This window comes from Limnohabitans sp., assembly GCF_038134685.1.
Lineage (GTDB): Bacteria > Pseudomonadota > Gammaproteobacteria > Burkholderiales > Burkholderiaceae_C > Limnohabitans_A.
This window is the reverse complement of sequence record NZ_JAYPVP010000032.1, coordinates 1-14,314: the sequence shown is the minus strand read 5'-3', so window position 1 is coordinate 14,314 and position 14,314 is coordinate 1. Positions and strand designations below refer to the sequence as shown.

Sequence of the window (14,314 nt, the reverse complement as noted above, 5' to 3'; positions counted from 1 at the left end):
GCCCTTGCGCGAGTAGTGGCCGATGGCGTCACGGAGGTGGTCAGTATTGCCGCTCTTAATGAACTTCTTGAGCTCGCGACGGGCCTCCGAATAGCGCGCTGGCTGCGCGACTCCTGAGGCACCCGTTGGTGGCACTGGCGCACCGTCTGGGGCAGGAACCGCGCCGCTGCCGAATCCGTCAAGGACATCGTCAATCCACGGGGGATCAAGACTCACATTCGGGCCGGGGCCGCGACTTGAAGTAGAGGTTCCCATCAATTTCCTGCCTTGGAGGATTTAAGGTAAATTTTGACCTGCTCCGCAGACTCAGGGTCGTCACGCCATTCTGTGAGTAACAAGGCTGCCCACGGCTTGCTCCTCAGCTTGGGCAGGATTGCGTAGGGCCTGCTACCCGGTGGAATCTCTTCAAGCGCTTGAACGAACTGCTCTCCCAGCTCAGGATGCGCTTCGGTGCAATTGAGGCAGCGAAGGAGGTCGACAGAGTTCCATTGGCCATCCCGGGCCTTACGAATCACTCGGGTGAGGATGCGAGATACGTCTGCCTGGCCAAGGGCCATGAGCTGTGGCACTAGGACCCTGGAAACTTCCTTGGCTTCCATCGTTGCCTCAAGCAGGCGCTTGCCCTCCTCGGACAGTTCGTCGTACGCAGCCAGGCCCAGCGAACGGTCCCTGCTGAGATGCAGTAGTGCACGCAAGTCAGAGCCGCTGAGGCGCGGGCTCAGACGCACCCACTGTTGATAGAAGGGCGTGGACCACGACGGGTGCGGAGTGATGTACTCCTCGTCAGCCTGAGCGGCCCGCTCCAACGCTTCCAGGAAATCCGCCTTGCCATCAGGGTTTGAGACGACAGCCTTCACGAAGAACTCGAAGGCAGCTGACGATGCAACGCGTTCGAGCAACTGGACCTTCACCAGCTGCTCAATCGCGATAGGCATTTCCATGGCCTTTGCGATGGTCAACCGAATCATCAAGTTATTCATGAATCGCTTGATTAGTCTAGGGTTGCCCGCTATGTCGCTTGCGTTGACCAGCAAAGGAGCAAGTTGGTCGGCTATGTCGAGCGCAGTGGAGATGCTCTTCGCTCCGTCCCCGTACGCTTTGGTCAGATCCTCTCGCGTAATGCCCTTGCCCCAGGCCGTTTTCAGCAGGGCGAGTAGTGCCGTTTGCCCTTGGGTTTGAAACCTCGGGGTCAGTTGCTGTTGCCTGACGGCGAGGTCGGCCATCATCAGCGCGAGGTAGACCTTCACCTCGTTGACGCCCAGCCGAGGCACCTTCAGCGGAATCTGTATGAGCTTGTCGAAGTAGCTCGTCACCAGGCCGCTTTCGATGTCCATGCCTGCAAAGTGCGCACGGACAGCGCCTCGAATCATGGCCTCGTCTGCAGCGATGACGAACGCAGTGTTCTTCACGTGCAGCAGCAGTCGCATCGCCTCCAGGGTCGCGATGGCCGTATGAGGTAGGCAACGGTCAAGGTCGTCAACGAACACAACGAGAGTCACGCCCATGTCTGCGAGCAAATCCTCGAACGCCTTCCGTAGAGCTTGAATCTCCTTCGGCAACGAGTCGTCTTCCCGCTCCCCGACCAGCTCTTTTAACTCAGGCTTTAGCTCTGCGTATGCATCCTTAAGAACGGCCAAGTTCTCTTCGCGCATGGCTTCGTCGGAAAGTCCTTTGACCAAGCCTGTCGCTGCGCCAATGAAGGTACCGAGTGGCCCACCGGCGATGGAGCCGATGCCGGCATGGGCCAGAACGGGCGCCGCCAAGCGTGCCAACTTCAGCAACCTAACGCGCTTAACGACAGCGACCGCTTTGTCGACGAAGCTCTCGCGCTTTTTCGCCTCCTCTAGCAGTCGATCAGAGACAGCTTGCAAGAGTGCCTGCCTGGCGTCCTCGTACCCTTGATAAAGCCAGGCATTGAACTCCATCACGATGTAAGGACTGGCCGCGGCACCTGACGGCACGGCCTTCTCCAGGTCGGCCTTGGTCAGTTTGACCAGCGTCGATTTCCCCGCACCCCAACCGCCCGAGACGCCGATGGTCAGCGGAGTGCCGTCAGCTTGGCGAATGAGGTCAGCAGCAGCGCGCGCAACCACGCCAAAGTTGAGCAGGTCAACCTCGGCCTCGATGTCATGCCACATGTCATCCTCCGTATCTAATTTGTAACTTTTGGCTCATCTTGCCATACGACGGCGTTGGTTGGGCAGCCGCCGACTTCAAAGACACCTTGATAAGGTGAACGATGAAACTGGAGGTGATTAATGGAGAGATGGGCTGACGTCCCTTCGAATGTCAATTGGCGAACTTAGCAATCGCTCGGACCATCTGCTGCGAATGAATGCATCCAGACTGAATCGGACCCTCTCCGCACTTAATGGCAATATGGCCCCACTGTCAACGGAGGCCAAAATGAACGATCAAAATCAGATTGTCACCCAGCAAGACACGCAGCGTTATGTGGCGTTGGACCTTGAATATAACCAGCCCAGCGGGGCCATCATCCAAGTCGGCGTTGCCATCGGTAGCGCTGCGCAAAACCAGCAACACTTCATCGTCCGACGATGGAATCTACACGTGGATGAGCCCATCAGCGAGTTCATTACACAGCTAACGGGCATCACCAATGAGGACTGCAGTGCTGGTGTGAGCCTCGCGCAATGTGCGCAGGAGCTTGGGGATCTACTGCGTGAGCAAGAGGTATTCGTCAATCCTGTCACTTGGGGTGGCGGGGACTCGGCCGACTTGCTACGGACATTTGCTCAAGCGCAGATCGAGTTTCATCATTTCGGCCGCCGTTGGATTGATGTGAAGACTTGGACCACATTGCTGTCATTGGCTAGAACGCGCACTGCCACAATTCAACATGGCGGCTTGTCCAAGGCCATGGCGCGCTACAAGCTGCAGTTCGTGGGCAAAGCCCACCGCGCTGATATCGACGCCTTTAATACGCTGCGACTGTTTTTCGCCATCCTAAAGCGCCAGCGCATCCTTGAAGGATGCATCTCACAGATGAAAAACCTTTGAGGAATAAAGTGGCTTCGCCAACCAGGACAGCACCACCACAGGATGATTCGCAAAATAAGGTAGTCAACTATGCCCACCACCAATCACATCAAACCATCGCGCTGGAACCCGCATGAATCCTAGGTTCTTCTTGAGGATCCGTCCTCAAGAAAACAGAGAAAACGTAGAGAAATCCGAGATCTCGGAGCCGAAAAATGAAACTTTTGGGGAGAAATTGACGCCAGTCATCCTCAAGTCAAATGCAAGGAATGGCGCCAATACTGGGCTACAGCCCGATAAAAAAAGGGGACAGAGAAAGTCTGTCCCCTTTGCATATGGTGGAGCTGGGGGGATTTGAACCCCCGTCCACAAGCCTTCTTCGCGCAGTTCTACATGTGTAGTCGTCTGATTTGAGTCTCGCCAGCTGCGCCGCGCAGCGACACGCTACGCAACCGGCCAGTACCCTTTTTTCTCGCACCCGCCCAAGGTACCCGGACAGATGCCAGCCGATATGAATTCCCTTGCAGCCTGGACAGTCTTGCGACCGCCCTTGCCCAGCCTATCGGCCAACTGTTGCAAGGCTCACCGGATTAAGCGGCGAGTGCGAAACGTTCGTCGTTTGCAGTTAGTTTTTTTCTGCGGTTTTACGAGGTGACAGAACCTCGACATGCCCTGCTGCGTGCCCGAACCCATGTCGAAACCAATGCAGCCCCAGTACGGCCTATTTTAGGCTGATTCGATCAGTTTCAAGAGCTGAAGGGGTAAATCGATATGGGCATCGGCCTGCCACTGGCTGATATCGGTGGCGCCAAGGTAGCCGTAGGTGGCCGCCACGGTGCCCATGCCGGCTGCGCGGCCAGCCACAATGTCGCGTTCGTCGTCGCCCACGTACACGCAGCGATGCGGCTCAAACCCCAGACGGCGTGCGGCCTCGAACAGGGGTTCGGGGTGGGGCTTGCTGTGTGCGGTGGTGTCGCCGCTGATGACGACGCTGGCCGAAGCGAACAAAGGCATACCCGCTGTCAACGGCAAGGTAAAGCGTTGTGATTTGTTGGTGACCACGCCCCAGGGCATGCCCATGGCTTGCAGCGCCTGCACCATGGCATGAACGCCGTCAAAGATGACGGTGCGCTCGGTCATGGCGTTTTCGTAGTTGACGAAAAATTCTTCGCGGTAAGTTAAAAATTCGGGGTGCTCGGGCGTCATGCCAAAGGCGACGCCCAGCATGCCGCGCGCACCAGCGCCAGCCATGGGGCGGTAGTCGTCCAGCGGCAAGCCGGGCAGGCCACGGTCGGTGCGCATTTTGTCGGCAGCAGCGCCCAGGTCGGGTGCGCTGTCGATCAGGGTGCCGTCCAGATCGAACAGCACGGCTTGCACGGCTTGGAACATCAGGCCTCCCGGCGTGTAGCCACCAGGTAGTTGACACTGGTGTCCTGGCTGAGCCAGTAGCGGCGGCTCAGGGGGTTGTATTCCATGCCCTTGAAGCCTTGAACATTGAGGCCCGCCTCGCGTGCCCATTGGCTGAGCTCGCTAGGCTTGATGAAGCGTGCATATTCGTGCGTGCCGCGTGGCAGCAGCTTGAGCACATACTCAGCGCCCACGATGGCGAACAGGAAAGACTTGGGGTTGCGGTTGAGGGTGGAGAAAAACACCCAGCCACCGGGCTTGACCAGTTTGGCGCAAGCTTGCACCACGGAGGCGGGGTCGGGCACGTGCTCGAGCATTTCCATGCAGGTGACCACGTCAAACTGGCCAGCTTGCTCTGAAGCCAGCGCTTCGGCGCTGATTTCCTGGTAGCGCACGTTTTGCACACCGGATTCCAGCGCATGCAGCTGCGCCACTTTGAGAGATTTGGTGGCCAGGTCTACGCCCAGCACATCGGCACCCTTGGAGGCCATGGCCTCGGCCAGAATGCCGCCGCCACAACCCACATCAACCACCCGCTTACCGGTCAGGTTAGCTTGCTGGTGGATCCACTCCAGGCGAAGCGGGTTGATGTGGTGCAGGGGGCGAAATTCGCTCTCGGGGTCCCACCAGCGGTGGGCCAGGTCGGAGAACTTGCTCAGCTCAGCGGGGTCGACATTGGTGTTGTTCATGGAACGTATTGTCAAATAAAAAAGGCCCCGTTGCCGGGGCCTTTGTTCACACGGGGTGTGAGCGATCAGCGGGTGCCGACAGCTTCCACTTCCACGCGACGGTTCTTGGCGCGACCAGCAGAGGTCTTGTTGTCAGCCACGGGCTGCTTCTCGCCTTTGCCTTCGGTGTAGATGCGGTTCTTTTGAACGCCTTTGGAAGCCAGGTAGGTCTTCACAGCTTCTGCACGGCGCACAGACAGCTTCTGGTTGTAAGCGTCGGTACCCACGGAGTCGGTGTGGCCCACAGCGATCATGACTTCCAGGTTAATGGTCTTGCTGTTGTCAACCAGCTTGTCCAGCTTGGCTTTGGCTTCTTTCTTGACCACAGACTTGTCGAAGTCGAAGTAGGCGTCAGCAGCGTAAGTGACTTTGGCAGGAGCAGCAGGCGCAGCAGCAGGTGCGGGAGCAGCCTGGGGAGCGGGTGCGGGAGCAGCCACGGGCTTGGCGACGATGGCGCCGTCACAGCCGGCAGCGGCGGTGGCGGGTGTCCAGTTGGCGTCGCGCCAGCAGTATTCGTTGGTACCGTTTTTCCAGACCAGGTCGCCAGCGGCATTGCGCCAGTTGTCGATGGTCTGCGCGCCAGCGGCAGCGCTTGCCAGAACTGCAGATGCAATCAGGATTGCTTTTTTCATGATCTTCCTTCGGTTTGAGCGGCAGCTACGCTGCGCGAAATTACAACGGTACAAGCCAATCTCGACCTGTGGCGTTACCAATTATTGTGCCACAGCTGTGTTGGAACAAATGCACAGATGAAACAAGATGCATTAATTTCGCAAACTCATACTATTTGTTGCATGTCCACCACAGTTTGTTGCACCTAGAATCAGAGGTTTTGATTGCTGCGCCGAGCAAGGCTTTTCCATGACTCAGTTTGCCAAAGAAACACTGCCCATCAGCCTTGAAGAGGAAATGCGCCGCAGCTACCTTGACTACGCCATGAGCGTGATCGTGGGGCGCGCCCTGCCCGATGCGCGGGACGGCCTCAAGCCCGTGCACCGCCGCGTGCTGTACGCGATGCACGAGCTGAGCAACGACTGGAACCGCCCTTACAAGAAGTCGGCCCGTATCGTCGGTGACGTGATCGGTAAATACCACCCGCACGGCGACAGCGCGGTGTACGACACCATCGTGCGCATGGCGCAGGATTTCTCGCTGCGTCACATGCTGGTCGATGGCCAGGGCAACTTCGGCTCGGTGGACGGCGACAATGCCGCAGCCATGCGGTACACCGAAATCCGCATGTCCAAGATCGCCCACGAGATGCTGGCGGACATCGACAAGGACACGGTGGACTACGGCCCCAACTACGACGGCTCCGAAAAAGAACCGCTCGTCATGCCGACCCGCCTGCCCAATTTGCTGGTCAACGGCTCGGGCGGTATTGCGGTCGGTATGGCCACCAACATCCCACCGCACAACCTCAATGAGGTGGTGGATGCATGCCTGCATCTGCTGCGCAACCCCGAGGCCTCCATTGACGAGCTGATGGAGATCATTCCGGCGCCGGACTTCCCGACGGGCGGCATCATCTACGGCATCACCGGCGTGAAAGATGGTTACCGTACTGGCCGTGGCCGCGTGGTCATGCGTGCCAAGTGCCACTTCGAAGACATCGACAAAGGCCAACGCCAGGCGATCATCGTTGACGAGATCCCCTACCAGGTCAACAAAAAGAGCCTGCTCGAGCGCATTGCCGAGCTGGTGCACGAGAAGAAGATCGAAGGCATCAGCCACATCCAGGACGAGTCTGACAAGTCGGGCATGCGGGTGGTGATCGAGCTCAAGCGCGGCGAAGTGCCTGAGGTGGTGCTCAACAACCTGTACAAGCAGACGCAGCTGCAGGACACCTTCGGCATCAACATGGTGGCCCTGATTGATGGCCAGCCCAAGCTGTGCAACCTCAAGGACCTGATCCAGGTGTTTTTGGAGCACCGCCGCGAAGTGGTGACCCGCCGCACGGTGTTTAACCTGCGCAAGGCGCGTGACCGTGGTCATGTGCTCGAAGGCTTGGCCGTGGCACTGGCCAACATCGACGAGTTCATTGCCATCATCCGCAATGCGCCCACCCCGCCGGTGGCCAAGGCCGAGCTGATGACCAAAAGCTGGGACAGCCAGTTGGTGCGCACCATGCTCACCCGCGCGCGCGACGACGGTTCGGTGGTGAACGCCGACGACTACCGTCCCGAAGGACTGGAGAGCCAATACGGCATGGGCCAGGACGGCCTGTACCGCCTGTCCGAAACGCAAGCGCAGGAAATTTTGCAAATGCGTCTGCAACGCCTGACCGGCCTGGAGCAGGACAAGATCGTGGCCGAGTACAAAGAGGTCATGGCCGAGATCGAAGACCTGCTGGACATCCTGTCCAAGCCCGAGCGCGTGTCCATCATCATCGGTGACGAACTCGCTTCTGTGCGCCAGGAATTTGGCCAGACCAAGGTCGGCGCTCGTCGCAGCGAGATCGAGCACAGCGCGCAGGACCTGTCCACCGAAGACCTGATCGCCCCGACCGACATGGTGGTCACGCTCAGCCACAGCGGCTACATCAAGAGCCAGCCTTTAAGCGAATACCGCTCGCAAAAGCGCGGTGGCCGCGGTAAGCAAGCTGCTGCCACCAAAGAAGACGACTGGATCGACCAGCTCTTCATCGCCAACACGCACGACTACATCCTGTGCTTCTCCAACCGTGGCCGCCTGTACTGGCTCAAGGTCTGGGAAGTGCCGGCCGGTTCGCGCAACTCGCGCGGTCGCCCCATCGTCAACATGTTCCCACTGCAAGAGGGCGAGAAGATCAACGTCGTGTTGCCGCTGACTGGCGAAGCCCGCACCTTCCCCGAAGACCAGTTTGTGTTCATGGCGACCTCCATGGGCACGGTCAAAAAGACCTCGCTGGACGAATTCAGCAATCCGCGCAAGGGCGGCATCATCGCCGTCAACCTGGACGAGGGCGACTACCTGATTGGCGCCGCCTTGACCGACGGCAAGCACGATGTGATGTTGTTCAGCGACGGCGGCAAAGCCGTGCGCTTTGACGAAAACGACGTGCGTCCGCTGGGCCGCAGCGCACGCGGCGTGCGCGGCATGATGATCGAAGAGGGCCAGAGCGTGATCGCCATGCTGGTGGCCGAGCAGGAAGACCCTGCTGCTCCTGCCGAAGAAGGCGCTACACGCACCAGCGTGCTCACGGCCACCGAAAACGGTTACGGCAAGCGCACCAACATCAGCGAATACACCCGTCACGGCCGTGGCACCAAGGGCATGATCGCCATCCAGCAAAGCGAGCGCAACGGCAAGGTTGTGGCCGCCACGCTGGTGCATACCGATGACGACATCATGCTGATCACCGACACCGGCGTGCTGGTGCGCACCCGCGTGGCCGAAATCCGCGAACTGGGCCGAGCCACCCAAGGCGTGACGCTGATCAACCTGGATGAAGGCGCCAAGCTCTCGGGTCTGCAGCGCATCGTCGAAAACGACGCCAACGAATCGGCCGAAGGTGGCAATGCCGAAGGCAACGACAACGGAGAGGCCGAGGCCACGGAATGACGCGCCCGTACAACTTCTCGGCCGGGCCGGCCGCCATGCCCGAAGCGGTTTTGCAGCAAGCCGCCAGCGAAATGCTGGACTGGCACGATGCACAAGGCCGCTCTTCGGGCATGAGCGTGATGGAAATGAGCCACCGCGGCAAGGAGTTCATCAGCATCTACGAGAAGGCTGAGGCTGATCTGCGCGAGCTGCTGGCGGTACCCGCCAACTTCCGCATCCTGTTCATGCAGGGCGGCGGCCTGGCTGAAAACGCCATCGTGCCGCTCAACCTGAGCCGTGGCGGCGCGATGGATTTCGTGCTGACCGGCAGCTGGAGCCAGAAGTCGCACAAGGAAGCCGGCAAATACGGCGCCGCCCGCGTCGCCGCCACAGCGCAGGTCAGCGGCTTCACCTCCCTGCCTGACCCGGCCACCTGGCAAATTGGCGCAGACAGCCAGTATGTGCACATCTGCGGCAACGAGACGATTCATGGTGTCGAATTCCACGAGCTGCCCAACCTGAAAACGCTGGGTTGCGACGCACCACTCGTGGTCGATTTTTCGTCCAACGTGGCCTCGCGCCCGGTGGACTGGTCGCGTATAGGCCTGGCATTTGGTGGTGCGCAAAAGAATTTGGGCCCCGCAGGCTTGACGCTGGTGATCGTGCGTGAAGACCTGATGGGCCATGCCTTGAAAGCCTGCCCCAGCGCGTTTGACTACCAACTGGTGGCCGACAACGGCTCCATGTACAACACGCCGCCCACCTACAGCATCTATATCGCTGGCCTGGTGTTCCAGTGGCTCAAGCAGCAAGGCGGGGTGGCCGCCATGGAGCAGCGCAATATTGCCAAGGCCCAGCTGCTGTACGACTTCATTGACGGCTCGCAGCTCTACACCAACCCGGTGGACAAGGCCTGCCGCTCGCGGATGAACGTGCCTTTCTTTCTGCGTGGTGACGATGGCCAGCCCTTGCTGGACCCCACACATCCGCGCAATGCAGCCTTCCTGAAAGCGACGCAAGCCGCAGGCCTGCTGCAACTCAAGGGCCACAAATCGGTCGGCGGCATGCGCGCCAGCATCTACAACGCCATGCCTATTGACGGTGTGCAGGCCCTGATCGCCTGCATGCGCGACTTTGAAAAAACACAGGCTTGAGACCATGAGTCAACAACCTATCCAGTCAGAAGCCCTGGGCGAGCTGCGTGTGCAAATTGACAGCCTGGATCGCCAGCTGCTGCAGCTGCTCAACGACCGCGCCAGGGTGGCCGAAAAAGTCGGTGAGATCAAGCGCGCCGAAGGCTCGCCTTTCTTCCGCCCGGACCGCGTCGCGCAAGTCATCGACAAGATCACCAGCGCCAACCCTGGGCCTTTGCACAGCGAGCATATCGCCTCCATCTGGCGCGAAATCATGTCCGCCTGCCTGGCTTTGGAAGCGCCGCAGCGCGTCGCCGTGCTGGGCCCACAAGGCACCTTCTGCGAGCAAGCTGCGATTGAGTTTTTTGGCGGCGCCGCCAACCTGATTTACTGCGCCAACTTTGACGAAGTCTTTCACGCCACCGCTGGAGGCACCGCCCAGTACGGTGTGGTGGGCATGGAAAACTCGACCGAAGGTGTGATTGCCCGCTCGCTCGATTTGTTCTTGCGTTCGCCCGTACATGTGGTGGGCGAAGTCAGCCTGCTGGTGCGCCACAACCTGTTGCGGCAAACACCGGGCGACGAAGGCATTGAAGTGGTCTTGGCTCATCCGCAAGCGCTGGCCCAGTGTCAGGGCTGGCTCAGTCAGCACCTGCCACTGGCCGAGCGCCGCGCTGTCTCCAGCAACGCCGAAGGCGCGCGCCTCGCTGCCACCAACCCCAAGTGGGCGGCCTTGGCCAGCGAACGCGCAGCCGCGCAATTTGGCCTGCATATCGTGCACCACGCCATCCAGGACGAGGCCTACAACCGCACCCGCTTTGCCATCATTGCCCTGCCCCAGACCATGGCTACGCCACCGGCCTCGGGCAAGGACTGCACCAGCCTGGTGGTGTCGGTGCCCAACCGTCCCGGCGCTGTGCACGACCTGCTGGTGCCGCTCAAGCAAAACGGCGTGTCCATGACGCGCTTTGAATCGCGCCCGGCCAAGTCGGGTCAGTGGGAATACTACTTCTACATCGACATCGCCGGCCACGTGAGCGAGCCGCATGTGGCAGCCGCACTCAAAGAGCTGCAGGGCCTGTGCGCTTTCTACAAAGTGCTGGGCTCCTATCCGGTGTCCGAGTAACAGCCCCATGAAATTTCAGCGTCTGGCTTTGATTGGCTGTGGCCTGATGGGCGGCTCGTTTGCGCTGGCCTTGCGGCAAGCCCAAGCGGTGGAGCACATTGTGGGTTTCAGCGCTTCCGACAAAACCCGCCAGCGTGCGCTCGAGCTGGGCGTGATCGACCAAATCGCCACCAGCGTCGCCGAAGCCGTGCAAGGGGCCGACCTGGTGCTGTTGGCTGTGCCGGTAGGCGCCATGCATGCCAGCTTTGAAGCCATGCGCGACGTGCTGGCGCCCAACGCCTTGCTGATGGACGTGGGCTCGACCAAATGCGATGTGATTGCGGCCGCCCAAGCCACGCTGGGAGAGCGCTTGAGTTGTTTCGTGCCCGCACACCCGATTGCGGGCAAAGAAGTGGCGGGCATCGACCATGCCGATGCGCAGCTCTACCAGGGCCGCCGCACTATCCTGACGCCGATGCCGCAAACCAGCATTCATCGCGCTCAAGCCGCGCACCAGGTCTGGACCACCGTAGGCAGCCAGGTCAGCACCATGACGCCCGAGGCGCACGACGCCACGTACGCCGCCGTCAGCCACTTGCCCCACTTGCTGGCATTTGCAGCCGTCAACGCGCTCACAAGCCAGGCGCAAGGAGCAGCTTTTCTGGAAATGGCGGGACCGGGCTTTCGCGATTTTTCGCGCATTGCTGCGAGTGAGCCTGCCGTGTGGCGTGACATCCTGAGCGCCAACCAGGTGCAGGTGTTGACCCAGGTGGCGCACTTTCGCCAGGCACTGGCTAAATTTGAACAAGCCATGCAAGCAGGTGACGTTGCCACATTGCAAGCCCTCATCCAGCAAGCCAGCAGCACGCGCGCGGCCTGGACACTGCAAGCAGGCAATGCGTGCTCGCCTGCATCTGAAAATTAATCATGTACGCCATTCCTTTCCTCGATCTGCCCCCGCTCACTGGCGCATCCGGCGCGGTGACTTTGCCTGGCTCCAAGAGCATTTCCAACCGCGTCCTGCTGCTGTCTGCCCTGTGCGAAGGCACCACCGTAGTTCACGACCTGCTGGACTCTGACGACACCCGCGTCATGCTGGCCGCGCTACGCCAGTTGGGTTGCGGCGTAGACGTGCAAGGCAGTACGGTCACCATCACAGGTCTGGGCGGCCGCGCCTGGCCCACCGAGGCGATTGAGTTCTTCATGGGCAATGCGGGTACAGCCATGCGCCCGCTCACGGCAGCGCTGGCGGTGCACGGCGGCGACTTCACGCTCAAAGGCGTGCAACGCATGCACGAGCGGCCGATTGGCGACCTGGTGGACGCCCTGCGCGAGCTGGGTTGCGCCATCGACTACCTGGGCAACGAAGGCTTTCCGCCTCTGCGCGTACGCCAGCCTGCGCTCAAGCTGGACAAGCCCATTCCCGTGCGCGGCGATGTGTCCAGCCAGTTCCTGACCGCCCTGCTCATGGCCCTGCCGCTGGCAGCTCTTGACCGCGCCATCACCATTGAGGTGGTGGGCGAGCTGATTTCCAAGCCCTACATCGAGATCACACTCAACCTGCTCGCGCGCTACGGCATTGCCGTGGAACGTCAAGGATGGGAGCGCTTTGTGATTCCCGCCGGTAGCCGCTACCAGTCACCCGGCAGCATCCACGTCGAGGCCGATGCTTCTTCGGCCAGCTACTTCATCGCGCTGGGAGCGATCGCTAATGGAAGCGGCATCCGCGTCAACGGTGTGGGTGCGGACTCCATTCAAGGCGACATCCGCTTCGTGGAAGCCGCGCAACTCATGGGCGCCAAAGTCACCAGCGGCCCCAACTGGCTGCACATCGAACGCGGCGCCTGGCCGCTCAAGGGCATCACGCTTGACTGCAACCACATCCCCGACGCCGCCATGACGCTGGCCGTGATGGCGCTCTACGCCGACCGCCCCACCACGCTGACCAACATCGCCAGCTGGCGCGTGAAAGAAACCGACCGTATCGTGGCCATGGCGACCGAATGCCGCAAGCTCGGCGCCACGGTAGAAGAAGGCCCGGACTGGATCACGGTGCACCCGCTGCCCGCCGGGCAATGGCAGCGTGCCAGCATCCACACCTATGACGACCACCGTGTGGCCATGTGTTTCTCACTGGCGGCCTTCAACGCCGACACCGTGCCGGTGCGCATCGAAGACCCCAAGTGCGTGGCCAAGACCTTTCCGGACTATTTCGAGACCTTGTTCGAAGTCGCCAATACCGACACGGGGCAAATTCCGGTCATCTGCATCGACGGCCCTACCGCCTCGGGCAAGGGCACACTGGCCAGCCGCGTAGCCGCCCAATTGGGCTATCACTACCTGGATTCGGGCGCGCTGTACCGTGTGACCGCCCACGCCGCGCTACAAGCAGGACTGACGCTGGAAGCCAACGACGAAGCCAAAATTGCCCAGCTGGCCCGCACCCTGCCGGTACGCTTTGAGGGCGAACAGGTACTGCTGGGTGGCGTGGACGTGACCGACGCCATCCGCAGCGAGGAAGGCGGCATGAATGCCTCCAAAGTCTCGGTTTTGCCTGCCGTGCGCGAGGCGCTGGTCGATCTGCAGCACAGCTTTCAGCGTCTTCCGGGCTTGTTGGCCGACGGCCGCGACATGGGCACAGTGATCTTCCCTGCAGCCCCTTTGAAGGTATTTTTGACCGCCAGCGCCGCACAACGCGCCGAAAGACGGTACAAGCAGTTGATTTCAAAGGGTTTTTCGGCTAATATTGATAGTCTTCGCGCTGATTTGGAAGCGCGCGACGCACGGGACAGCTCCCGCGCAGTTGCGCCCCTCAAGCCCGCGCAAGATGCTTTGCAACTCGACAACTCGCAACTGTCCATCGAAGCTTCGGTGCAGCAAGTGTTAGATTGGTGGCAAAGCAGGAGCTAAGGCCAAAGCCAAGGCTCTACCCGGTCCACGCCGCTCCCTTCCGCGCAGCATGCGCATTGGTGGTGTGGGTTGTTCAACCAACCGCGGCCCTGCCGCAAACCGCCACAGTCAGCTTATTTAGAAACGGCGCATGTCGCGCACGTACATCCTGATCTGTGGACAAGGAAACTCAATGTCTGAATCTTTTGCCGCCCTCTTTGAAGAATCCCTCAAGCGCACCGAAATGCGCCCGGGCGAGGTCATCACTGCTGAAGTCGTGCGTATCGAGCACAACTTCGTCGTCGTCAACGCCGGCCTCAAGTCCGAGTCCTACGTGTCCATCGACGAGTTCAAGAATGACCAGGGTGAAATCGAAGTCCAGGTCGGCGACTTTGTCTCCGTGGCCATCGGCTCCATCGAAAACGGTTACGGCGACACCATCCTGTCGCGCGACACCGCCAAGCGTCTGGCCTCGTGGCTGTCGCTGGAAAAAGCCCTGGAATCCGGCGAATTCGTGACCGGCACCACCA

Annotated in this window: 11 protein-coding genes and 1 other RNA gene; 7 read left to right on the top strand and 5 right to left on the bottom strand. The window is 60.4% G+C overall.

Features of this window, described 5'->3' with window-relative positions; genetic code table 11:
* Positions 1-254: 254 nt before the first annotated feature.
* Positions 255-2,138 carry a P-loop NTPase fold protein gene (locus AAFM15_RS10895; protein ID WP_341686738.1) on the bottom strand — a complete coding sequence of 628 codons (1,884 nt, stop codon included), beginning with the start codon at positions 2,136-2,138 and terminating at the stop codon, positions 255-257.
* 268 nt (positions 2,139-2,406) lie between these two features.
* Here AAFM15_RS10895 and AAFM15_RS10890 point away from each other — a divergent pair, with 268 nt between their 5' ends.
* On the top strand, positions 2,407-3,021 hold the full coding sequence (locus AAFM15_RS10890; protein WP_341686736.1) for a 3'-5' exonuclease: 615 nt from the start codon (positions 2,407-2,409) through the stop codon (positions 3,019-3,021).
* Positions 3,022-3,336: 315 nt separating this feature from the next.
* Here AAFM15_RS10890 and ssrA read toward each other — a convergent pair.
* The 4 genes from ssrA to ompA all read right to left on the bottom strand — a co-directional run bounded on the left by ssrA (position 3,337) and on the right by ompA (position 5,767).
* Positions 3,337-3,713: a transfer-messenger RNA gene (gene ssrA / locus AAFM15_RS10885) on the bottom strand.
* A gap of 13 nt (positions 3,714-3,726) precedes the next feature.
* Positions 3,727-4,389: a phosphoglycolate phosphatase gene (gene gph / locus AAFM15_RS10880; protein WP_341686735.1), complete on the bottom strand. Its 663-nt coding sequence runs from the start codon at positions 4,387-4,389 to the stop codon at positions 3,727-3,729.
* Positions 4,389-5,096 carry a bifunctional 2-polyprenyl-6-hydroxyphenol methylase/3-demethylubiquinol 3-O-methyltransferase UbiG gene (gene ubiG / locus AAFM15_RS10875; RefSeq protein WP_341686734.1) on the bottom strand — a complete coding sequence of 236 codons (708 nt, stop codon included), beginning with the start codon at positions 5,094-5,096 and terminating at the stop codon, positions 4,389-4,391. Before ubiG ends, gph begins: the two co-directional genes overlap by 1 nt.
* Before the next feature lie 65 nt (positions 5,097-5,161).
* Positions 5,162-5,767 (bottom strand): outer membrane protein OmpA, encoded by a 606-nt coding sequence (gene ompA, locus AAFM15_RS10870; RefSeq protein ID WP_341686733.1) that lies wholly within the window; start codon positions 5,765-5,767, stop codon positions 5,162-5,164.
* Positions 5,768-5,996: 229 nt separating this feature from the next.
* Between ompA and gyrA the strand changes: the two genes are divergently transcribed.
* The 6 genes from gyrA to AAFM15_RS10840 all read left to right on the top strand — a co-directional run.
* Positions 5,997-8,678, top strand: a complete 2,682-nt coding sequence (gene gyrA / locus AAFM15_RS10865; RefSeq protein WP_341686732.1) for a DNA gyrase subunit A — start codon at positions 5,997-5,999, stop codon at positions 8,676-8,678.
* Positions 8,675-9,811 carry a 3-phosphoserine/phosphohydroxythreonine transaminase gene (gene serC / locus AAFM15_RS10860; RefSeq protein ID WP_341686731.1) on the top strand — a complete coding sequence of 379 codons (1,137 nt, stop codon included), beginning with the start codon at positions 8,675-8,677 and terminating at the stop codon, positions 9,809-9,811. Before gyrA ends, serC begins: the two co-directional genes overlap by 4 nt.
* 4 nt (positions 9,812-9,815) lie before the next feature.
* Positions 9,816-10,916: a prephenate dehydratase gene (pheA, locus tag AAFM15_RS10855; protein WP_341686730.1), complete on the top strand. Its 1,101-nt coding sequence runs from the start codon at positions 9,816-9,818 to the stop codon at positions 10,914-10,916.
* A gap of 7 nt (positions 10,917-10,923) precedes the next feature.
* Positions 10,924-11,820: a prephenate dehydrogenase/arogenate dehydrogenase family protein gene (locus AAFM15_RS10850; RefSeq protein ID WP_341686729.1), complete on the top strand. Its 897-nt coding sequence runs from the start codon at positions 10,924-10,926 to the stop codon at positions 11,818-11,820.
* Between the two features lie 2 nt (positions 11,821-11,822).
* Positions 11,823-13,805: a bifunctional 3-phosphoshikimate 1-carboxyvinyltransferase/cytidylate kinase gene (locus tag AAFM15_RS10845; protein WP_341686728.1), complete on the top strand. Its 1,983-nt coding sequence runs from the start codon at positions 11,823-11,825 to the stop codon at positions 13,803-13,805.
* A gap of 172 nt (positions 13,806-13,977) precedes the next feature.
* The coding region (locus AAFM15_RS10840) for a S1 RNA-binding domain-containing protein (RefSeq protein WP_341686727.1) at positions 13,978-14,314 on the top strand (337 nt) is incomplete at its 3' end.